The organism is Secundilactobacillus angelensis (assembly GCF_012641075.1).
GTDB classification, from domain to species: domain Bacteria; phylum Bacillota; class Bacilli; order Lactobacillales; family Lactobacillaceae; genus Secundilactobacillus; species Secundilactobacillus angelensis.
This window is the reverse complement of sequence record NZ_JAAXLJ010000007.1, coordinates 118894-142604: the sequence shown is the minus strand read 5'-3', so window position 1 is coordinate 142604 and position 23711 is coordinate 118894. Positions and strand designations below refer to the sequence as shown.

General features: G+C 42.7%; 19 protein-coding genes and 1 other annotated feature. Of the genes, 1 reads left to right on the top strand and 18 read right to left on the bottom strand.

The features are described 5' to 3' along the window. Positions 1-534: 534 nt before the first annotated feature. The 12 genes from HC026_RS05990 to yfmF all read right to left on the bottom strand — a co-directional run bounded on the left by HC026_RS05990 (position 535) and on the right by yfmF (position 17358). Positions 535-2592: an LTA synthase family protein gene (locus HC026_RS05990; protein ID WP_168925085.1), complete on the bottom strand. Its 2058-nt coding sequence runs from the start codon at positions 2590-2592 to the stop codon at positions 535-537. A gap of 178 nt (positions 2593-2770) precedes the next feature. Next, a complete protein-coding gene (locus tag HC026_RS05985) occupies positions 2771-3007 on the bottom strand; it encodes a YkuJ family protein (RefSeq protein ID WP_168925084.1) in 237 nt (78 codons plus the stop codon). A 159-nt stretch (positions 3008-3166) separates the two neighbouring features. Further along, on the bottom strand, positions 3167-5146 hold the full coding sequence (mutL, locus tag HC026_RS05980) for a DNA mismatch repair endonuclease MutL (RefSeq protein WP_168925083.1): 1980 nt from the start codon (positions 5144-5146) through the stop codon (positions 3167-3169). 12 nt (positions 5147-5158) lie between these two features. After that, positions 5159-7810: a DNA mismatch repair protein MutS gene (gene mutS / locus HC026_RS05975; protein WP_168925082.1), complete on the bottom strand. Its 2652-nt coding sequence runs from the start codon at positions 7808-7810 to the stop codon at positions 5159-5161. A 30-nt stretch (positions 7811-7840) separates the two neighbouring features. After that, entirely contained in the window at positions 7841-8644 is an 804-nt protein-coding gene (locus HC026_RS05970) for a TIGR00282 family metallophosphoesterase (protein ID WP_168925081.1), read from the bottom strand. 124 nt (positions 8645-8768) lie between these two features. Next, positions 8769-10328: a ribonuclease Y gene (rny, locus tag HC026_RS05965; RefSeq protein ID WP_168925080.1), complete on the bottom strand. Its 1560-nt coding sequence runs from the start codon at positions 10326-10328 to the stop codon at positions 8769-8771. Between the two features lie 246 nt (positions 10329-10574). Further along, entirely contained in the window at positions 10575-11681 is a 1107-nt protein-coding gene (recA, locus tag HC026_RS05960; RefSeq protein ID WP_168925079.1) for a recombinase RecA, read from the bottom strand. Between the two features lie 89 nt (positions 11682-11770). Beyond that, a complete protein-coding gene (locus HC026_RS05955) occupies positions 11771-13018 on the bottom strand; it encodes a competence/damage-inducible protein A (protein ID WP_168925078.1) in 1248 nt (415 codons plus the stop codon). 74 nt (positions 13019-13092) lie between these two features. Further along, positions 13093-13680: a CDP-diacylglycerol--glycerol-3-phosphate 3-phosphatidyltransferase gene (pgsA, locus tag HC026_RS05950; RefSeq protein ID WP_168925077.1), complete on the bottom strand. Its 588-nt coding sequence runs from the start codon at positions 13678-13680 to the stop codon at positions 13093-13095. 63 nt (positions 13681-13743) lie between these two features. Continuing rightward, on the bottom strand, positions 13744-14703 hold the full coding sequence (locus HC026_RS05945; protein WP_168925076.1) for a helix-turn-helix domain-containing protein: 960 nt from the start codon (positions 14701-14703) through the stop codon (positions 13744-13746). A gap of 112 nt (positions 14704-14815) precedes the next feature. Beyond that, a complete protein-coding gene (gene yfmH / locus HC026_RS05940; protein ID WP_168925075.1) occupies positions 14816-16102 on the bottom strand; it encodes an EF-P 5-aminopentanol modification-associated protein YfmH in 1287 nt (428 codons plus the stop codon). Further along, positions 16099-17358: an EF-P 5-aminopentanol modification-associated protein YfmF gene (yfmF, locus tag HC026_RS05935; protein ID WP_168925074.1), complete on the bottom strand. Its 1260-nt coding sequence runs from the start codon at positions 17356-17358 to the stop codon at positions 16099-16101. Before yfmF ends, yfmH begins: the two co-directional genes overlap by 4 nt. A 278-nt stretch (positions 17359-17636) precedes the next feature. On the opposite strand from yfmF, the gene HC026_RS05930 reads away from it, so the two are divergent. Next, on the top strand, positions 17637-18992 hold the full coding sequence (locus HC026_RS05930; protein WP_168925073.1) for an aspartate kinase: 1356 nt from the start codon (positions 17637-17639) through the stop codon (positions 18990-18992). A 49-nt stretch (positions 18993-19041) separates the two neighbouring features. On the opposite strand, the gene HC026_RS05925 is transcribed toward HC026_RS05930, so the two are convergent. The 6 genes from HC026_RS05925 to mreD all read right to left on the bottom strand — a co-directional run bounded on the left by HC026_RS05925 (position 19042) and on the right by mreD (position 23705). Beyond that, positions 19042-19896 (bottom strand): amino acid ABC transporter substrate-binding protein, encoded by an 855-nt coding sequence (locus tag HC026_RS05925; protein WP_168925072.1) that lies wholly within the window; start codon positions 19894-19896, stop codon positions 19042-19044. 17 nt (positions 19897-19913) lie between these two features. Further along, positions 19914-20552, bottom strand: coding sequence for an amino acid ABC transporter ATP-binding protein (locus HC026_RS05920; protein ID WP_168925071.1), 639 nt, complete (start codon positions 20550-20552; stop codon positions 19914-19916). A gap of 20 nt (positions 20553-20572) precedes the next feature. Beyond that, positions 20573-21214, bottom strand: coding sequence for an amino acid ABC transporter permease (locus HC026_RS05915; RefSeq protein ID WP_168925070.1), 642 nt, complete (start codon positions 21212-21214; stop codon positions 20573-20575). A gap of 161 nt (positions 21215-21375) precedes the next feature. After that, positions 21376-21606 (bottom strand) — a binding site (T-box leader). An 87-nt stretch (positions 21607-21693) separates the two neighbouring features. Next, the gene (gene minD / locus HC026_RS05910; RefSeq protein ID WP_168925069.1) at positions 21694-22497 is read right to left on the bottom strand and encodes a septum site-determining protein MinD; all 804 of its coding nucleotides are present in this window, start codon (positions 22495-22497) and stop codon (positions 21694-21696) included. Between the two features lie 5 nt (positions 22498-22502). Further along, on the bottom strand, positions 22503-23165 hold the full coding sequence (locus HC026_RS05905) for a septum site-determining protein MinC (RefSeq protein ID WP_168925068.1): 663 nt from the start codon (positions 23163-23165) through the stop codon (positions 22503-22505). 15 nt (positions 23166-23180) lie between these two features. Beyond that, the gene (mreD, locus tag HC026_RS05900) at positions 23181-23705 is read right to left on the bottom strand and encodes a rod shape-determining protein MreD (protein WP_168925067.1); all 525 of its coding nucleotides are present in this window, start codon (positions 23703-23705) and stop codon (positions 23181-23183) included. Positions 23706-23711 lie beyond the last annotated feature (6 nt).

The window sequence follows — 23711 nt, the reverse complement described above, 5'->3', positions numbered from 1 at the left end:
TAGCGAAATTGACTTCGCAAATTACATTTGATATCAGCCGAAACTGATATACCCTGCACATTTGTGAAACAAAACTTTGTTCAGTTTTCAAAGATCTACCGAATCCTGAATGACTGATGAATATTTAACCAGTCAACTTTTAAATCATATCATTCCAGATAATTCCTGTCAAGCAATATCTTTTAAATTGTTTAACCGTAAATTACTTTTTTAAACGTTATGATATCAGCTTCCACATCAATATGCAGAAAATTCAGAACTTGATTAGTATAACAAGTGTTGTCATTCAAGTCAATTACATATTTGAATAAATATTAATTTTCTCGGTAAAACATGCTTTGCCTCATAGGTTCAATCTCCTATACATTCATATTCTCCATAAGAGAAGCTTGTATAATTATCCGACCCACTAGCTTAGCTGCTTTTTAACAACGAATATAATCTTACCAAGATATGTATTCTTGGTCAAGAAGTATTTGAATTTTTTTGAAACTAAAAAAGCAACGCCACAAAGCGTCACCCTTTTATGATGTCTTATTTAAGTTCAGGTGCATCCGTTTTATAAGTAGCGGTAGCTTTCCCGTGGTTCTTTGCCATTAAACTAGTAGGTTCTGACTTCTGGGCCTCCTTCAACTGCTGGATCCCATTGACGTGCTTATAATTAAACTTAGTCTTATCCACTGACTTGAAGTCTTTCAACTGATAGAACCTCAACAGGTCACCCTGAATAACCCGATCAGACAAAGACAATTCTGAAGTCACGTGATTTTGTTCTCTCTCTAAAAGCTTCTTTTGAGCTGCAGTCGGGTTTATGACTGCACCCGTTTTAGTATTGTATACAGTACTACCAATCTTCACAAATTGAGGCGTTACGAAATCTCCATTTCTAAAGGCCACTGTTTGACTACGGTTTTTAGCCAATAAGTCATTTCCAAACTGAATGGTGTTATTATCCTTCACACCAAGCAAGTCCATCAAGGTTGGTAATACGTCGATCTCACCACCATAAGTATGATTGATACCGCCATTCATACCATCAGCATGAATCATGAACGGTACTTTCTGGAACTGTGCTAAATCATAGCTGGTTACCTTCTTCTTGCCAAGCAATTGCGCAATGGCTGCCCGATGATTGTTAGAGATACCATAATGGTCCCCATACAATACGATAACACTGTTTTTATATAAACCAGACTGCTTCAGATAAGTTAAAAACTCACCAAAAGCTTCATCCAAATAATGAGCCGTTTGCACGTATGGATCCACCGTCTTATCACCAGTCTTCGTTGCTGGAAAATCTGTGTTTTGTTTATCGAGTTCATACGGGTAATGGTTGGTTAAAGTAATTAGCTTAGCATAAAATGGCTGTGGTAATTGCTGTAGATACTGGGCTGAATCACGTAAGAAGATCTTATCCTTCAGACCATACCCCACGGAATAATTAGCTTTTTCTTTGTAGTATTGAGAACTGAAGAAGTAATCATACCCCCAAGACTTATACGTATTGTCCCGGTTCCAGAAACTAGGCACATCACCATGAAAGGCCGCGGAGGTATACCCCTTTTGGTCCAACATAGCTGGTGCAGCTTGAAAGGTATTTTGAGTCCCATATTCGGTCATTGCAGAGCCCTGAGGCAAACCAAATAGTGAATTCTCCAGCATCATTTCTGCATCTGAGGTTTTTCCCTGCGCCACTTGATTATAAAAGTTGTCAAAACTCAGTGTGTGTTGATTCTTATAAAATTTATTCAAATTAGGCGTGACTTCTTTGCCATCAACTTTATAGTTGATCAAAAATTGCTGAAAACTCTCCAAATGCAGGATGATGACATTTTTTCCTTTTTCCGTCCCAAAATAAGCTGGATTATCACCAACTCGGTTATGCTTCAAATACGTTTTCACACTTTGAAGGTCTCCAGCGTTGGCGTGAGCCCGCGTAGAACTCTGCTTTTGCGTCTGATACACACTAAAAGCAGCGTACTCGTTTAATCCCAGATACTTAACTAGGTAGTTATTATCAAAAGTTCTGGTCAACAAACCCGAACGATCCGCGTTTGCCATGCCGTACTCCGCACCCATGAGAGAGAATGCTAAAACTGACATGGTTAACGCATAACGGCGCTTTAATGGCCGGGTATCCACGCGAATCACGTGCGTTAATAACAAGACAATCAGCAAAATAACATCCAAAAAGACAAAGAAGTCGCTTGGGTGAATGATTTGCCCAATACTCTTCCCTAAGTTATTTTGAACGTTACCCGACCCCTTGATCACGCTAAAGGTCATAAAATCCGAAAACTCGCGATAATAAAGAATGTTAGCAAAGATCCAAGCAGTCTGGATTAAATCAATTAAAATCATTAACCAGTAGACTAAGCGTCCACGAAAGTATAATGCAATACCAAACAGTAAAAGTGCAGCTGGAATTGGATTTACAGCGAGTAAAAACTGCTGTACCCCACCCTTAACGCCTAAACTAAACTCCGTCTGATAAGCGATATACGTCTTAATACAAAATAAAACAACTACTAGAACAAAAAAACCGAAAACGGTATTCAGCTTAGCAGTCGTCCGTTTTACAAAATCCGACATAACATCGTGCCTCCAGGTTAAACTTAACAAGTGCCATTATATCGAATCTCCATAAAATAGCAATCTTATCTATATTACTTTGAAAAAACTTCAGACTTGCGGTAATAGCAACTCATTCCATAAATTGCGAAGAAACAGGTTTAAACAACAAAAACTATGGTTCCCCATAGTTTTTGTTTTAATTATCCGTAAGTAATTCAAACAATTCAATTGCAATCAAATCAATATTATCAAACTCGAAATGTTCCTTAGCTTGATATTCATCCAAACTATAAGTTTGTGTCTCTGGGTGATAAACGACTTGCGCCATCTCAGTGCCCTCTTTTTCAAAGCGACGTGGTTGTGGCTCGTCACCGGCATCTTCTTGCATTGCTTTAAGCCGGTTAATAATGCCGATTAATTGTGATTCTTCCATGAGAATCCCCTTTCCGAATTCAATTTAACAGTCTAATTCTACCAAATCCTGTTGCAGTAAGCACGAGTTTTTGCAAATTACCTGATGATTTTTAGGATGACACAATGAAACCGCAAAAAAAGGCCAGTATCTGCCCGATGCTAGCCTTTTAATAAGATTCTAAGCTTCTGACCTTAGTGAATGGTGAGATTCTTGAATTCGCTTAAACATTTTTTCCATATCAGTGTCAGTAAAATGAATCAGCACAGGACGACCGTGAGGACAATTGAACGGATTTTCAGCCGTCTTTAAATGCTGGATCAACGCTTTAGCCTGCTGATCATCCAAATGATGATTGGCTTTGATTGCCCGTTTACAGCTCATCATGATGGCGGTTTTTTCACGAAATTGAGCCACGGTGAGATGACCATCCCGCAATACCCAATCAATCATTTCTTTAACGGTATCAGCTTCTTGTCCAGCCTTAAACCAAGTGGGATGCTGATGCAAAATAAAGCTATTCGGCCCAAACTGTTCCAAATGCAGGCCCACTGACGCTAACATATCCAACTGGTCCGTAATCTTTAACATATCACTCGTACTATAATCAAGCACGATTGGAACCAATAATCGCTGCTGGTCGTCACTCACTTCACCAATTGCTTGACGGTAGTATTCGTAGTTGACCCGCTCTTGCGCGGCGTGCTGATCAAGAATGTACAGCCCCTCATCCGATTGGGCCAATAAATATGTCCCATGGAATTGGCCAATATAAATCAGATTAGGAAAACGATCCTGTTGATTCAACAATTCGGTCTCCTGCGATTTTACGGTTGGCTTCGATTCAGCAGTACCCAACATTGGCTCATTAAAGGGCGTTTGTGGTTGCTGATATTTTTCCTCAAAAGCAGTGACAATCGGTGAACTAAGCTCATCTTTCGAGTGAATAACGATTGGCTTTTCCGCACCATCGGAAGGCTTTTGATCAAACAACGCACCATCAGAATTACCCGACTGCTGTTCATTCAGCTGATCTTGCTGCGGCGTGGTGGATTGACTGATTGGCTGGTGACTTGGCTGTGGCTCACGCGTAGCTGATACTGCTGCCAAATTTTGTGCAACTTGTTGCGGATCAACATGCCCTCGTCTCAAATTAGTCAGACCATCTGGAATTAAGTTCTGCTGACTTAACCGGTTTCTAATCGCTTCAGTAATGATGCCACTGAGCTGAGACTCCTTACTAATCCGAACCTCCTGCTTAGTTGGGTGCACGTTAACATCCACTAACAGTGGATCCATTTGAAGATTCAACACTGCCACTGGATAACGACCAACCATCAGTTTTGAGCCATAGCCTTCAATGATAGCTTTACTCAACTCATAATTTTTGATATATCTGCCATTGAGAAGGATGGTCATGTAACTCCGACTGGCACGGGTCAATTCCGGCAAAGAGACGTAGCCACTGACTTTGAAATCTGCATCGGAAGCGTCGATAGAAAGCATCTTTCCCGCTTTATTCATCCCGTAGATGCTGCCAATGACTTGACGTAGATCGCCTCGACCAGCCGTCCGCAATAATTCACGGTTATTATGAGTCAACGAAATTTGAATCTGAGGGTGACCTAACGCTAACCGATTGACGATATCCACAATTTTAGAAAGCTCTGTATTCAGAGACTTCATGTACTTTAAACGGGCCGGTACATTATAGAATAGATCTTTCACGGTAACATCCGTTCCTCGGCGAGCCTCCGCGGGCTTTTGAGAAATCAGCTTACCACCTGAGATGTGGATTGCCTGACCTTCTCCACCGGTAGATGTCACCATTTCTACGTCCGCGATGGAGGAAATACTCGGTAACGCTTCACCACGAAAACCTAGGGAGTTCACCTTGAATAAATCTTTTCGGTCACCAATTTTACTAGTGGCATGTCGGTGAAAGGCGAGTTCTAACTGATTACCCTCGATTCCGCTACCGTCATCGATCACTTCGATCATCTTTAATCCCGCCTCATCGACGAGAATATCGATTTCGTGACTGCCAGCATCAATTGCATTTTCCACCAGCTCCTTAACAACTGAGGCTGGCCGTTCAATCACTTCACCCGCTGAAATTTGGTTTGATAATACTGCTGGAAGTTCATGGATTGCTGACATTTTATCACCCCATTACCGTTTTTTCTTTGCTTGCTCCAACTGTTGTTGCCACTTATAAACCTGGTTCATGACATCCATCGGTGTCATTCCCATTAAATTCAATGATTTGACCTGAGCTGCCACTTTATCAGCCTTGGTTGAGTGCTTCTCGGGTTCCCCAAATAAGGACAACTGCGTATCTTCTTCCTCGTCGGGTACTTGTGGTTCAGGTGCTAATGGCTGAGGTTCAACATCGTCTTGTACCGTGCGATCTTCAGTAGTCACTTGGACCGTAGCATGCTGATCTTGCGTTTCCTCTAAGTGGGTAAGAATCGTGTCCGCCCGTTTCAATAAAGCATCGGGTAAACCGGCTAATTTGGCCACGTGAATCCCATAGGACTTATCAGCTGGGCCATCTTGCATTTGATGCAGAAAAACCAGCTCACCGTTCTTTTCGACTGCACCAACATGCACATTCTTCAACTGTTTCAAACTATTATCCAACACAGTTAATTCGTGATAATGCGTAGAAAACAGTGTCTTTGCGTGAACCCTATCATGCACAAATTCGATGATGGCTTGCGCCAACGCCATCCCATCATACGTCGCAGTACCCCGACCGATTTCGTCAAATAAAATCAGCGAATTAGCTGTCGCATGGGAAAGTGCTTCGTTGGCTTCCTTCATTTCTACCATAAAGGTACTTTCGCCGGAAATTAAATCATCCGCCGCACCGATTCTGGTGAAAATTTGGTCAAAAATTGGCATCTTAGCAGATTTAGCCGGCACAAAACAGCCCATTTGTGCAAGGATAACAGTTAATGCCAATTGACGCATGTAAGTACTCTTACCGGACATGTTTGGCCCAGTAATCAGTAAAATAGCCGTCTCTTCTGGCATCTTAACGTCATTGGGGACATATGTCTGTCGGCCGAGTACTTTTTCGACTACTGGGTGTCGACCCTCAACAATTTCCAAATCATGCCCTGATTCAGTAAATGTCGGTGCCACAAATCGGTACTTTTCACTAACGTCGGCAAAACTCTGCAGCACATCGAGCTCTGAAACTGCGTGCGCTAAGCTTTGAATTCGTTGAATGTTAGCTTTAACCAGTTCACGAACTTTGACGAACAGCTTATACTCAAGATCCGTTGACTTTTCTTCAGCTTCTAAAATCAAGCGTTCCTTTTCTTTCAATTCAGGTGTGGTAAATCGTTCCGAATTAGCTAGCGTCTGCTTACGCTCATAACGTCCTTCGGGTAACTTGTTTAAATTAACTTTAGTCACGTCAATATAATACCCAAAGACGCGATTATAGCCAATTTTGAGGTTATTGATCCCCGTAATTTGACGCTCGGATGCTTCAAGCTCAGCCATCCACTGCTTCCCGTTGTGCATGGCTTCTCGATAGGAGTCCAATGTTTTATCGTAGCCGTCTTTAATGACACCGCCATCCGTTACTGATAGCGGGGGTTCATCAACAATTGCTGATTCAATGGCTTCGGTAACGTTATCGATTGGATCCAATCGTTGATAGATATCACTAAAAGCCGACTCCGGCAACTCGTTTAAGATGTGCTGGAGCTTGGGAATCTGTTGTAATGATGACTTCAGTTGAATCAAGTCACGGCCATTGACGCTGCCAAAAGCCACTCGCCCAGCCAGCCGTTCAAGGTCGTACACCTGAGTTAATTCTTCCTGCAAACTATTGCGTTCAAAATACTGGTCAACCAACACACTGACTTTCTTTTGCCGCGATAAGATATCCTGTCGATTAACTAACGGTCGATCCAGCCATTGCTTCAACAGTCGACCACCCATGGCTGTTTTAGTTTCATCCAATAACCACAGCAAAGTACCACTCTTTTTTCCAGTACGCATGTTCTGAGCTAGTTCCAAATTACGCTGGGAATAATGGTCCATTTTTAAGAAGTAAGTCGGCTCATACATCACCGCTCGCTGTAAATGTGCTAAACTCCGCTTTTGAGTTGTTGTGATGTAGGTTAACAAATGTTGCAGAACAGTTACCTGTTCTGCTGCCTCAACGCCTTGTGTCAGGTAACTGAGTTCAGATTTCACTTCAGCTTCGTCTTGATGTGAGATCAGAATACCAACCGTTTTCAACTGGTCTAAGACATCATCAGCAACTGTATTATCAACAACAGTCTCTTTGGTCTGCAGACTCATGACTTCATTTAAAACTGAATCAAAATTTGCTAACGAAGTCACTTTTAGTTCCCCAGTTGATAAGTCTGCGTAGGCAAAACCAAATTTGTTGTCAACCTGCGTCAACGCTGTTAGGTAGTTATTGTCCTTGGCGTTACCGGCGCCCGTATCCGTTTGCGTACCAGGTGTCACCAACTGAATAACCTCACGCTTAACCATTCCCTTGGCAAGCTTAGGGTCTTCCATTTGCTCACAAATAGCAACCTTATAGCCCTTATCCACCAAAATATCAATGTAGTTTTGAACGGCGTGATGCGGTACACCGCACATTGGAATCGGGTTTTTAGAACTATGATTACGAGTGGTCAACGTTAATTCCAATAGTTGAGCACCCTTGATTGCGTCATCGTTAAACATTTCGTAAAAATCGCCTAAACGATAAAACAAAAAAGCGTCCGGATACTGATCTTTAATTTGTTGATATTGAACCATCATCGGCGTTTGATTTGCTTTCGCCAACTTCTCCACCTCTACTTCATTTTGTACATTTTAGCGATCATAAGGATGATCAGCATCGATTAAAACCGGCTTAATTTTAGTTGCGTGTCCCGTTTCGTCATTAATATCAATGACACAGCCTGACATGATTCCCGGCTCACTCGTTTCAACTTCGTAACGCGCTGGTCGCTGATTGAGAAACCGTGAAATAACACTGGCAGGCTGCATACCTAAAATTCCCGCAGCCGGCCCGGTCATCCCTGCATCGCTCATGAACGCGGTCTGATGATCGATAACTTGCGCATCATTCGTTTGCACGTGAGTATGGGTTCCCACAACCGCGGAAACCCGCCCTTTGAGATACAGTGCAATCGCCCGCTTCTCACTGGTCACTTCTCCATGAAAATCGACAAAAATGACCGGTGTCTCTTTTCTAATTTCGGTAACCAATTGATCAGCTGCTGCAAAGGGATCGTCAAGTGGCGGCAAGAAAACTCGTCCCTGTAAATTAATGACGGCCAACGTAGCTTGGTTGACCTTTAACTTTGTCCAGCCACGACCCGGTACATCCTTACCCGGGAAATTAGCTGGTCGGACCAACTTAGTGGTATCATCAATGAAATCATAAATTTCCTTATTGTCCCAAGTATGATTTCCCATAGTGACAACATCAGCACCACTTGCCAATAATTGTTTATAAATTTTCTGACTAATCCCACGACCAACTGGAGTTGAATTTTCTCCGTTAACAATGGTAGCCTGGGGTTTTAAATCACGTTTCAATTGGGGTAAATAAGTTTGAATCATTTGGACGCCGCGGTCACCGACAACGTCTCCGATAAATAATATCCGCATGTTGATCCTCTAATCTAATTTAGTATGTAACAACACGTATTAGTTTAACACATTAAGCGTATAAAAAAGTATCTTCAAGTACTGCTGCCAGTTCTCAAAGATACTTTTAATTTTGTGCTAAAAACTACTTAGCGTAGGCTACTGACCGCACCTCACGAATAACGGAAACCTTGACGTGACCTGGATAATCCATATCACTTTCAATCTTTTCTTTAATATCGTGAGCTAGCGTCACAGCCTCTAAATCTGAAATTTTTTCTGGTTTAACGATTACGCGAACTTCGCGCCCTGCTTGAATGGCATATGACTTCTTCACGCCGTCAAATTCATCAGTGATTGTTTCTAGCTTTTCTAATCGGTGAATGTAGCTCTCAAGTGAGTCGCTCCGTGCACCTGGTCTAGAAGCCGAGATCGTGTTGGCAGCAGACACTATTTCTGAAATCACATAGTGTGGAGTTGCTGTTGACTCGTGAGCCGCGATTGAATCAATCACAATCGGACTTTCTTTATACTTCTTAGCTAAATCGATCCCAATCTGAACATGAGACTCTTCAACGTCATTTTCAACCGCTTTACCAATATCGTGTAATAATCCTGCGCGTTTTGCTAGTGTGACATCCTCACCTAACTCAGCGGCAAAAATTCCTGATAATTTAGCAACTTCAATTGCATGCGTTAATACGTTTTGACCATATGAAATCCGGTAATTCATCCGACCAACTAATTTAATTAAAGCTGGGTGCATCGAGTGAATACCAAGATCAAATACGGTTTGTTCACCAAGATCTTGAATCTTCTCATCCAATTCTTTACGGGCCTTTTCAACCATCTCTTCAATACGAGCTGGATGAATTCGGCCGTCCTGGATGAGTTTTTCTAGTGCAATCTTGGCAACCTCTCGACGAATTGGATCAAATCCACTCAAAACAACGGCTTCTGGGGTATCATCAATAATTAAATCAATCCCAGTCAGAGTTTCTAGAGTTCTGATGTTACGGCCTTCACGACCGATGATTCGACCCTTCATGTCGTCATTTGGAAGAGTAACAACCGATACCGTGGTATCAGATACCATATCGGCTCCACTTCGTTGAATCGCTTGAACGATTAATTCCTTCGCCTTCGAGTCCGCTTCCTCAGCAGCCTTTTCATTAGATTCTTTAATCATCTTCGCACGTTCAGAACTTAACGCTTGCTTTGCTTCATTAATAATCAGGGACTGTGCTTCCTCTTTAGAAAGCGCAGCTGCTTCTTCCACAGCTGCTTGCCGTTTTTCAACAAGTGAGTCCGCCTGTTGTTGTAGTTTAGCGAGTTTTTGCTGTTCAGAACTCAGTTTATTTTCCTTACGTTCTAAAACATCTTCCCGCTTCTGAAAAGCGTTATCTTTACGATCAAGTGCTTCTTCTCGCTGTAAAACCCGGTCTTCTTGTTTTTGGACTTCCCCGCGTTGCCGCTTCAAATCCTTTTCAACATCGGCCCGATAGCGATGACCTTCCTCTTTGGCTTCAAGCAAAGCCTCTTTGGTATCAGTCTCAGCCTGCTTTTTCGCATCAGCTAAAATGCCTTGTGCTGTTTCGTGTGCTGCGTCCAAATTGCGTTCAACAATTGACTTATGGACAAAGTATCCGATGACAACACCTACAACGATAGCGATGATTGCGAGGATTATTTCAGGAATACCCATGATTCCACCTCCGCATCATCAAAATTTTGATTGCTAAATCAGTAAATTTTTAGATGTAAATTGATTATTGACACATCTAATATTCTAATGTTAAGTCGAGACGCTGTCAATAAAAGAGTGATGAACAGTGGGGAAGAACGTGAATTGTTAAAATCTAATGGCAAAAACAACCAGTCGACTTCTGAGATATATTATTTTTGACCAAAAAAGTCCAAGAGTTCATCGCTCTTGGACTTTGATGTTTGATTATGATTTTGCTGATTTAGTTTTTGATGGTTTTGAGTCCACGGCATCTTTGGCATCGAGATCCAGCGTTTCAACACTCTGTTCATCAGGTTGTTGTGCTTGATCATCTTCAGTTTCACCATCCATGTTATAGGCCTTACGCACTTTAGTACGAACTTCATCCATCACATCAGGATGCTCAGCAAGGTAAGTCTTTGCATTCTCGCGGCCTTGACCGATGCGATCATCACCGTATGAATACCATGAACCGGACTTATTAACGATGTCCTTGTCAACCGCCATATCCACTAACTCACCCGTTTGTGAAATACCCGTGCCGTACATAATGTCAACTTCAGCACGCTTAAATGGCGGCGCAACCTTATTCTTAACGACTTTAATACGGACACGGTTACCGATGATATCGGTTCCCTCTTTGATCTGTTCTGCCCGACGTACTTCTAGACGAATGGTCGCGTAGAACTTGAGTGCCCGACCACCCGGCGTCGTTTCGGGATTACCAAACATCACACCGACTTTTTCACGAATCTGGTTGATAAAGATAGCGATCGTCTTGGTTTTATTAATTGACCCAGAGAGCTTACGAAGTGCCTGTGACATCAGTCGTGCTTGTAGACCGACGTGGGCATCTCCCATTTCGCCATCAATTTCAGCTCGAGGGACCAGTGCTGCAACTGAGTCAACAACGATCATATCAACCGCGCCACTGGCAACCAATGCATCCGCAATTTCTAGTCCCTGTTCACCAGTATCTGGCTGTGAAAGCAGTAAATCATCAATATTAACGCCTAAATGAGTTGCATAAGCTGGATCTAGGGCGTTTTCTGCATCAATATAAGCCGCAGTACCACCATTTTTCTGAACTTCAGCCACCGCGTGCAACGCAACGGTTGTTTTCCCAGAACTTTCTGGCCCATAGACTTCCACGATTCTACCTCGTGGATACCCACCAACACCTAATGCATTATCAAGTGCTAGTGAGCCACTAGAAATCGTTGAGATTTGAGTATCAGCCTTATCACCCATTCTCATGATAGAGCCTTTACCGAAGTTTTTTTCAATTTTCTTTAATGCAGCATCTAACGCTGCCTGCCGTTCATCAGCCATGTAGTTCCTCCTTAGTAGCCATTTGCAAGTTAAACTATACCTTTCTTAAACCCAAATTGCAAGCAAAAATAGAACAAAGGTTCGTATTATTAGTGAACGGTTAATTTTTGACGAATGAGGTCTAAACCAGCCATAACTGAGCGTGCCCGAACCTGCTGCCGGCCGTTAGTGAAGTGATAGAGATAGGCCTTAGGTTCTTCATCACGATAAGCAATACCGATCCAAACAGTTCCTGCTGGCTGTCCTTCCAGTTCATCCGGACCAGCTACGCCAGTAAAGGAAACGGCAATATCGGTTTTCATTTTTGCTTTTGCCTGTTTAGCCATCCAAATCGCTGTCGCTTCACTCACAACACCCTGATTATCAATCACGGTTTGTGGAATTGACAATAAATGATGCTTAGCCTGATTGGCATAAGTCACAAACCCTCCAGGGAAAACAGCCGAAACACCGGGAACATTGCCAATTGTGCTTTGAAATTCACCCGCTGTCAGACTTTCAGCCGCAGTCACGGAGAGCTGCCGTTCAATCAACTGATTAACAACCACATCGGCCAGCGAATTATCGTCACCATAGCCATAAAAGTACTGACCATCACGCGCTAGTATTTGATTGACTACGCCCTGTATCAATGTCTCTGCGTGATCCTCATCTACCGCAGACGCAGTCACTCGTAGTGTCACCTCCGCCATTTTTGCATAGGGTGCAATCGTTGGGTTCGTCTGGTGATCAATTAAATCAGAAAGGTCGTCAACCAGTTTAGACTCACCGATCCCGATAAACCGCATCACCCTAGAACTAAATACGTGGTTTTGATGTCCTTGCTTTTTTAATTGGGGAATTAATTCACGATCGATCATCATCAGACACTCGGCTGGTGGTCCGGGCAACAATACGTAGCTCGCGCCTTGTTGATTCAAATAAAGGTCTCCCACAGCGAAACCATTATGATTAGTTAAACTGATTGCGTGCTGAATTTTTAAAGCTTGTTTTGCATTGTTAGGGGTTAAATTCTTACCGGTTCGAGCCGCGTACTCATCAATCTTGGTTTTTGCGGCCTGATCCGTTACCAGCGGTTCGCCTAAATGACGAGCGACAATTTGCTTCGTCAAATCATCTTCTGTTGGGCCAAGACCGCCAATAGTTAACACAAGGTCACTGCGACTTTCAGCCACCTTCAAAACACCTTCAAGCCGTTTTGGATTGTCACCCACCACGGTCTGATAATAGACGTTTACGCCAATTTCAGCCAGTTTCTGGGCGAGATAGGCGCCATTTGTATTCGCAATCTGACCAAGCAATAGTTCTGTACCAACCGCAACAATCTCTGCATTCATTATTTTGCCTCCAGTTCAATAGTCTTATTTTATCAAAAAAGGGTCGCTCTTGTTAAAAAGCACACCCTTTCACTCTAGTTATTAAACGAATCTGAAAAAACGCTTCGATTCTTAACGAAATAGTCAATGCCCGAATAAATCGTAAAGAACAAGCAAACGTAAAGTAAGATTGTGCCTAACGGGAAGTGCCAATTAGCGAACAGCACGTTGTTAAGCAAAAGCAAAATAATACTAAACATCTGCGAGGTCGTCTTAATTTTACCAGGCCAGGCAGCAGCCATGACCTGACCATTATTTTCAACAATAATGAGTCGCAATCCAGTAACTGCCAATTCCCGGCAGACAATGATCGCCACGACCCAAGCTGGCGCCATACCCATTTGGACCAACAGCACAAAAGCCGTCATCACCAGCATTTTGTCAGCTAATGGATCAGCGAATTTACCGAAGTTAGTCACTAAATGGCCTCGGCGTGCAATTTGACCGTCAAGGAAATCGGTAATCGATGCAATTGCAAAAATGATTGCAGCCACAATTTGAGTGACCGGAACGTTAGTGGACAACCAGACAACTGAGCCCCAATTCATTGGAACAGCTAAAACAATCAAAAAAATGGGAATCAGAATAATCCGGCCAATGGTCAATTTGTTAGGTAGATTCACGTTGTTCCCTCCAAATACTTAATCTCTTAAGAAAAGGTAAGCCATTCAGCTTACCTTCGTGAGTTACTTAAATTGTACGGTAATGTTTTGAACTTGGGAAGTGGTGCTTGTAGATGAAGCTGAGCTAGCAGTTCCGGTGGTAGTGGAACCAGTAGTTGTAGAATCTGTGGTAGACGAAGCAGTGGTTGCTGAGCTAGTAGCCTTTGAAATTGGTAACGACTTACCACCAATGGAAATCTTCGTCTCCGGTGCGTTGCCTAAGTTTAAAGTAACCGATGTTGCGTCCGCACTCAACTTAACCGTTTTTGTCTGATTAGCTGTGACAGTCCCCTGAAATACGGAAGTTCCGGCTGAGGTAACCCCCACCCATGCATTATTCGACGTCACAATCTTAACCGTCTTAGTCTTTGGTGCATTTTTCATGGTGTAAACAGTAGAAGTGCCTGAAGTTGAGACTCGACTAAAGCTAGCTTTGGACACCTTTTTAGAAGATGCTGCCGCCTTTTTGCTAGAAGCTTTAGCAGAAGAGCTGGATTTGGCCGCACTACCAGAAACTGATACCGAACTACTATCTACGTTTTGAGAACTATTACTAGACTGTGAACTCCTAGTCGTGGCCAGCCAGATTCCAATCAACACTGCCACAACGACAACTACCGCTGCAACAATCGGCACCTGCCGTTTGATTTTAGCTGAACGATCATCAACTTTTCGCTGAGCTGAACGAGTAGACGGATTTTCTTCATTGACCCGGTCCACGTATTCTTGAGTTTTAGTGCTTGGTAACTCATCACTATACTCATCCAGTAGTTCGTTGCCATCTAATCCAACGGTCTGTGCATATTGTTTAATGAAGGCCCGCACATAGAAGTCCCCAGGTAAATCTGAAAAGTTACCATCTTCAATAGCAATTAAGTACCGCTTTTGAATTTTGGTCGTTTGCTGAAGGTCGTCTAGGGTAAAACCTTTAGCGATTCGGGCGTCACGTAATGTTTCGCCAATTGACTTTGTATTTTCACTCATAAATTTTTCTCCACCTATTAACCTAAAAGTCTTATCATTTCAGTATTAGTATAGCATACGTCAAGCTATGATTTAACGATGAATTCATGTCCAGTAACTTTTTAAAGTTTTCTTAATCACCAGGAACGATTTCTTGTACACTAATGCCAGCTGTACTCAAGAACTGTGACACGGTTTGAATAACATCGTTCATCGTCAACGCTTTAATGACACTCACTTCATCAAATAAGCTTGCCTCACCGTATAACCGATCGTCAAACTGATTGGCGATTGCCTCTAGCGAATTAAAGGATGATAACGTGCTGCCGATTGCTTCTCGTTGAACGGCTTCGAAACGGTCCTTAGCCGTTGCCAGTTTTTCAGTTGCGTGATCCAAAATATCTAACACCGCAGTTTCAAAGGCCTCTGGATCATCAGCTTCTCCGGCCATAATGACGTGATGGGCGCCCCGCTGCAGTTCGATATTATAACCAAAACTATCATCAATGATGCCCTTATCATATAGTGAAAGAAAGTCTGGTGCGGTTTCACCCAATAACAGCGTGAAGCCTAATGACAAGGCATCTTCATATTTAAGTCGCTCGATGCCGGTCGGCAGGTCATCTAGCCCGCGAATCCCGATCGTCGCTTTTGGTCGTTCCACTGGCATCGATAGCCGCTTATGTTTAATAACCTGCTGTGATGCTGGTGGCAAAATTCGTTTAATCGGGGCTGGTTGAGCAAATTGCTTAGCCGATTGATTAGCCTGAATCCAAGCCAAAGTTTCAGCTGGATCTAGCCGACCGACAACAAACAGACTCATATTGCTTGGGTGATAAAAGGTCTCGTGTGCCAAATAAAGATCAGCAGGCTTGATTTGACTGATTGATTCAATCGAACCCGCAATATCATCCGCCAGCGGTTGATCCGGATAGAGATTGGCAATCGTGCCAAAGTACGCTCGGGAATTAGGATCATCCTCATACATTTGGATTTCTTGACCAATGATCCCCTTTTCCTTATTGACGGTTTGCTCAGTAAAATAAGGATCTTGAACAAAATCAAGCAGCGTTTCCAGATTTTCTTTCAAATTGTGGGTAGCTGAAAATAAATAACTTGTATGCGTAAAGCTGGTGAAGGCGTTGGAACTACCGCCAAAGTGAGCAAAGGTATCGAAGGCGTCGTGGTCTGCCTTTTCAAACATCTTATGTTCCAAAAAATGAGCAATTCCCGCGGGCTGCGTCACTGGTTTTGACCCATTCAACGGCACGAATGATTGATCAATTGAGCCATAGTCAGTTGTCATAACCGCATAGGATTTATGAAAACCAGTTTTAGGTAACAGGTAAACGCGTAAACCGTTACTTAAAGTTTCTGAATAGAGCGTTTCGCCTAAATCCGAATAGTGTTTCTGCTTCATTTGGCGTCCTCTCCCTTCAAAAAATAAATGGCTTGCAATTGTACTTGCTTAGCAATTTTAGTCACGTCTTCCTTAGTGACTTGCTTAATTTGTTTGACCCATTCAGCTGCGTCAACTTGACTATGCAATAACTGATCAAGCATCGCCTGGTTGACCAATGCCCGCTGAGAATCCAAACGAGATTCCCGACCGTTGATCAAGCTGGCGACAACTTGGTTGAAAACTTCATCACTGAACTGACCATCTGCGACGGCTTCAAGTTGTTCTTGAATAATTGACTTGACGGCAGATTCGTTGGATTGGTCAATCCCCGTTTGAACCAACAACGTCCCCGTAAACCCATCAAAACGACTAGAAGCATAGTATGCCAAACTGTTTTTTTCACGAACGTTTTTAAACAGCATTGAGATTGGCGTGCCACCAAATAAGCCGTTAAAAACTAAGGCTTTATAGAAATCTGATCCGCGGTAATAAACTGGCAGTCGATACGCAATATTTAGTTTGGATTGTTGAAGCGGCTGGCCTTCCGTCTTGGAAACCACTTCAGTTTCGGGTCGTCGATAAATCACAGCTACATCTGCTACTTGGCGATCATCCAGTTGCCAATTTGCTAACGCCTGGATTAAGTCAGCTTCAGTGACGTCTCCAGCAACGGTAATTTGAACCTCATTGGTAGCAAGCATTTTTTGATAAATGGCATACAGTTGCTTGGCACTGATAGCCTCAATTGTTTGCGCGTCACCGTAAAGACTGGTAGCGAAGAACGGCTCGTTTTTGAAATAGAGCTCACTCAACTGCTGTTCTGCGTAATACTGCTTATCATCATTTAAAGATTTTAAATAAGATATTAAATTTTGCTTTTGACGGCCAAACGTCGTGGGTTCAAACGCATCGTCTCTAATCAGCGGTCGATAAATCACACTTTGTAAGAAATCAACCATCTCGTTTAATAGAGACTCACCGCCGATAAAGTGATCATTGATAATTGTGCTGGAAAAGCGTAACCCTTCCTGCAGGCCATAGCGAAAGACGTTCACACCAAAGCTGGCGCCATACATCATCGATAATTTTTGTGCTAACGAAGTTTGAGTGGGATACTCTGCGCTACTCGTTTCCAGCAACTGTGCTAATAAAATTCGGTTAGACAACTCCTGAACGTTGCCTGGTGCAATAAAATCAACCGTCATGCTGATGGTTTTAAATTGGGTTGTTGGGATTACGTTTAACCAAACACCCTTTGCTAATTGCTTTGGCAAATTTAGCCCTCCTTTGGACATTACCAAACCATATTAGATGATTTATAGCTAAAACGCTAGCCTTTTGGATTGAAAAATGAAAAATAATTTGCCTGCAAATTTCAACGACCACAAATTGGCATACATCTCCCAAAAGATCGAATTTCACCAAACAAACCCAACAGATCATTACAATCTGGTCCAAATTTAAAACGAAATGAATCTGACCTACCTACCTTGCCTTTTCACCAAGTTCTTTGCTATTCTTAATGTTAAACGTGTCAGTAGGAGGAATAATGATGAAAGTCATTAAATTTGGCGGAAGTTCGCTGGCTAACTCAGCCCAAGTCAGCAAAGTGGTCAATATTATTAAAGGCGATGATCAACGTCGGTTTGTAGTAGTATCTGCACCTGGAAAGCGTTTTGACGGTGATATTAAAGTCACTGATTTACTCATTCAATATGCGAATGCAACCCTTAACAATCAACCTAGCGAAACCATCACCGGTCAGATTATCGCCCGCTATGAAGAAATTGCCACCGCTTTTAAGGTTCCCCAAAGCGCTTTTGACCAAATTAAAACCACCATCTTAAACTTGCCCAACCAGGACTATCAAGATGATGGTTACCTCATGGCAGCCTTCAAGGCGCACGGTGAGAAAATGAACGCCGTGCTAATTGCTGAGGTGTTAAAAACTGCTGGGGTCAACGCAAAATTTCTGGATCCAAAAGATGCCGGCTTAGTTGTGACTGATTCCCCAGATGATGCCGAGATTATTCCAAGCAGTTATGATCGCATCAGTGAATGGGAGAACAGTAAGTTAGTTCGCGTAATTCCCGGCTTTTTCGGCTACAACGATCAGGGACAGATATGTACTTTTTCCCGTGGTGGCTCTGATATTACTGGCGCAATCATCGCTCGTGGTGTTCACGCGAAGCGGTACGAAAACTTTACGGACGTAGACGCCATCTACGCCGCTAATCCGGCAATCGTTCACCACCCAATTGCCATTCACAATATGACGTTCCGGGAAATGCGGGAATTATCGTACGCTGGCTTCTCAGTTTTTCATGACGAAGCACTGATTCCCGCGATTCAGGGAGACATTCAAGTGGTCGTAAAGAATACCAATCACCCCAGTGAACGTGGCACTTCAATCACCTCTCATAAACGGGTCAACCCCGCTTATCCAGTATCCGGGATTGCCAGCTCACCGAATTTCTGTGGGATTTATATCCGGAAGTATATGCTGGACAAAAAACGCTTTTCACAGAAAATTCTCAATCTGCTTGCTGAATACGATCTGTCTTACGAACACATGCCTTCCGGGATCGATGATTTAACCGTCATCATGCGACAAGACCAATTAACGGCCGAACTTGAAGACACGTTGATCCGCGAGTTAGTGATTGCACTACGGCCAGACGAAATCCACATCTCCCATAACTACGCCTTATTGATGGTGGTTGGTGAGGGCATGGCAAACCGTACTGGAATCATGTCCAAAGCCACTGACGCTTTAGCCCGGCAGAATGTAAAGCTGATTATGGTCAATCAGGGTGCTTCTGAAATCTCAATGATGTTTGGCATCAAACAAGACGAAGCCAAAGTCGCGATAAAAGCATTATATGATACCTTTTTTCCTGATTTATAGGCCAAAAATCGCCTAGTACAAAAGTACTAGACGATTTTTTAATACAATATTACTTATTTAAAAGTGGTGAATCAGCATTATTACCAAACCATTTATGGTTGATTTTGGCTAACGTGCCATTCTTAGCTAAAACTTTTAGACCGCGGTTGATTTTATAACGCATCGTTTTATCTGTTTTACGCATACCAACACCGAACTGTTCCTTGGGAAATGAACCGTTGGTAATCCGATAATCTTTAGGATTACTCTCATGATTAATATAGTAGCCCGCATAGGTGGAATCAATGATCATGCCTTGAATCCGATTAGCGTTCAAATCGATGAAAGCATTGGTAAATGAATCATATAAGATCGGTGATTTACCCTTGATTCGATTTTTTAACTTGCTTGGGAATTGACTAATGTCTTGTGCACCTGAGGAACCAGCTTGGGCACCCAGTGTCTTTCCCTGCATAGCCGCAAAAGAGTTAACGTGACTTTTTCTGAGTGAAACTAGGGTCTGATCGTTTTGCAGATAAGTATCACTGAACGCAACCTTCTTTTCACGTTCTGGTGTCTTCGAATACCCATTCCAAATGAGGTCAATGGTGCCGTTATTCAGTTCCGTGGCATTCATCGACCAGTCAATTGACTGAAAGCTAACTTTGATTCCGTAGAGTTTAAAAACAGCTCGTGCTAAATCAACATCATAGCCAACTAACTTGCCGCTTTTTTGTCGAAAACCCATGGGCACAAAAGTATCATCCAAACCAACAGTGACATAACCCCGTTTTTGGATTCGATTCCAGTTATCAACGTGATTAGCTCGCTTACCAACACTGACGCCACTACAGCCAGACAATAGTGAGACGGTGCAGACTAGCATGATCAGACAAAGCCAAACTTTCTTCATGCTCTTTTTCATGCTTTATTCCTCCCCCACTACGCTTTAATTGGTTCAACGCGCACAATTTGATCAGCAATATTTTCGGCGAATTGCATATCATGTGTGACCACGATTTGAGTCATGTTATCCTGCTTTAAACTAAGAATGATGCTTTCAACCGTTTGCCGTAAATCAGGATCCAAAGCACTAGTCGGTTCATCGTAGCAAAGAATCTTAGGATTTATCGCTAAGGCCCGGACAATGGCAACTCGTTGCTTTTGACCACCAGATAACTGATAAGGATACAAACTTTCCTTGCCCGTCAAATTTAGCTGATCGATCAATTCTTGCGCCCGCTTTTCAGCTTCAGCCTTCGATTGCTTTAAAACGAGCTGTGGTGCCAAAGTAATGTTATCCAAAACTGTCAAGTTTGGGAAAAGTTGGAAATCTTGGAAAACAACGCCAATAACGTTATCGTTGTCACGGTTATTGGCGGGATCAAACGTCTTACCATCTAAAATAAACGAGCCTGAATTAGTTTTCTCCAAGCCGCTAATGCACCGGAGCAAAGTCGTTTTCCCCGCGCCAGAAGGACCAACTATCGCGGTAATCTGACCATCTGGTACCTGCATGTTGAAGTTATCTAAAATCGTCCGACCACCAAATTGCTTTTTAATATTTTTAAGTTCTAGCATATGCGTTTCCCCTCTCTAGCTTATCGCCATGACCGGTAGTGCTGTTCGACTTTACGCAGAACAAAAGTTGCAACAGCAGTCATCAGTAGATAAATAACACCAACCAAGACCAGTGGCAATAAGGTGACATCTCTAGCAGTCGCAACGTTGCCGGCACGGAGCAGGTCACCTAAACCGATAACGTAAACCAGGGACGAATCCTTAATCAAGTTAATGGTTTCATTACCAATGGATGGTACAACGATCTTGACCACTTGCGGTATCACAATTTTACGAAGGGTCTGCGCTCGAGTTAAACGAAGCACTCGCGCACTTTCATACTGACCTTGATCAATTGCTTGGAAACCACCACGGAAGATTTCAGCGAAGTAAGCCGTGTAATTCAGAATAAAGGCAAACAAAGCGGCGTCATAACGCTGAAAGATGACCCCGATAATTGGCAGCCCGTAAAAAACGAAAATTAATTGCAGTAACAATGGCGTGCCACGCATCAACCAAACATAGAACTTTAAGATCCAACGCAATGGTGCAATCCTGGATGTTAAACCCAAACTGGCTAAAATGCCTAACGGAATTGACGCAATTAACGTCCAGAAGAAAATTTTAATTGTCATCCAGGCACCACTTAGTAGTGACGGTAATATTTCAGATACATAATGCATATTGACTCCCCCTTCTTAATTAAAAAAGCCCCCTTGAACTGGTTCTCAGTCCAAGAGGGCGACAGTATGATCGCGGTTCCACCTCTAATTCGATTACTGCTTGCACAGCAATCCTCACAAAGTTTATTCTTAAAATTAAAAAGTCCTCTTAGCAATTAAGCTAAGAGGACGATAATTTCGCGGTTCCACCTCTGATTCGTTGACTGCTCACACAGTCAACCTCAGTAAGTTTATAGAATAAACTTCAGCGATAACGAGCTTACCGGAGCTCTCCTACTTCGTTCAGAAAGTCAACTCCCAGATGTGATTCATCAAGCTTAATTACCCGGTTCTCACCTGCGCGGGTTCTCTGATTAATTAAACTTCACTACTAGTCTGATCAACGTTTGTTTTATTAGATTAGTTCTCATTATAGCTTAAATTGGGACCATGTCAACTCACATTTAGTGGAATGACCCGACAATTTCATAAGCTAATCACTAACCACGTGAAAACCAATGGCTAATTTTTGCCCAAAAACCAGTCTTAGGTTGTTGAATCTTCATGAGTGGTACCGTTTCGCCCTCTAGACGACGGGCAATATCGCGATAACCGTGACCGGCGGGATTGTTTGAATCCAAAACGATGGGTTCCCCACGATTGGAGGTCGCAATGACTTCATCATCATCCAGAACAATTCCTAAAAGCGGCACGCCGAGATGATGGGTAATTTCATCGATATCCATCGCTTCACCATCCGCCATCATGTGACTACGAATCCGGTTAATAATCAAGTGTGATTCTTCTTTTAGTGGATTTTTCTCTAATAAACCAACTACCCGATCAGCGTCACGAACCGCAGAAATTTCTGGTGTCGTCACGATAATGGCAGCATCGGCACCAGCGATTGCGTTAAGGAAACCTTGTTCAATACCAGCTGGACAGTCGATTAAAACATAGTCAAATTCCTTCTTCAGTTCGTCAACGATTGTCTTAGCTTGTTCTTCTGTAAGAGCTGTTTTATCTGTATTTTGCGCTGCTGGTAATAAGTATAATAAATCATCAAAACGTTTATCTTTAACCAACGCTTGTGCAAGCTTTGCCCGGCCTTCCACGACATCAACGATATCGAAAATAATGCGGTTATCTAACCCAAGCACAACGTCTAGGTTTCTCAGACCAATGTCTAAATCCACTAAACAGACCCGCTTACCCATTAACGCAAGTGCGGTTCCGATATTTGCACTGGAAGTTGTCTTGCCGACACCCCCCTTACCAGAGGTGATTACAATTGATTTTCCCATCTTCGTTAGCCTCCCATTTGGTGATAAATTTTTGGATTAATCGTTCTTAGATCACTTAATTGACCATACTGCAGGACGTGGAGATCATTCACGTATGCCACGGTCTGACTACTTTCAACTGGCTGATCAGTTTCAACAATGCTGATTTGTTCACCAATCCGAACTTGCTGAGCTTGGTGCAGATCGCCAATGACCACTTTATCCTCACCACTGGGATAACCGGCTTGCAAAATGCCCATGACGGTTCCCATGACGTAGATATTTCCAGTGGTTAATAAACGTCCGCCTTCGTTGATCAATCCCAGATATAAAACGTCGCCTTTCAACTCCAATGTCTGCCCATTTCGAATCGTTTGAGTTGCCAAGTGAACGTTATCCTGTTCTTTTAAATGGATTGCGTCTTCGATGGTAATAACGTCTGGAATCACCTTGTGAATCTGAAAATGCTCATACTCACTGAAGAGCTGTTCTAATTCTTGATTCTGCTCGGCAGTCAATAAACGCTGATTACTGAGCACATCAAAACTGATTTGATTGGTGGTGCTGGAATCTGCTGCTAGATTATCGAGGAGCTCCCTAAGCGTCTCTTTGATCTCTTTAAAACTAGCTGCTTGATCCAACACAATTTGATAACCATCCTGATTACCGCGTAACACTACAGCTTGCATACTCCCGACCCCTTTTTAATTCTTTAAACGATTAAATACCCACTGAACTGGAAAATACAGTATGACGTACGCTGCCAAATTATAGGCCAACGTCGGTGCTAACGAATCCACCATCATATCCGCAAAGGATGCACTGGTCATATGGACCACTAAATTACCAATATAACTTAGGCTGCATACCACCGTTATGTCGATAAAATAAACCAGTAACCCACTTAAAAAATTGATTGGAAAAGCTTTATAACAGGCCCTAGTCAATGCAACGACGATTGGAAATACAAATACAAAGATACCCCAAATACCTGTGTAATAAACATCAAATAGGCCACCTGCGACAGCTGCCCAAATACTCAACGGAATCTGAATTTGATCTTCGAAGAAAACAGCAAATACCAACCACAAGACAACGAGATAACTACTCATGGAATATGGCACACTAAACAGCTGTTGTGGGAAGACTGCCCCCAAGATTCCGTCCAGGTAGAAAAACAGAAACAATCCAATCGGAAAGCCGTAACGTAATTTAGTTACTCGTACCATGATTGC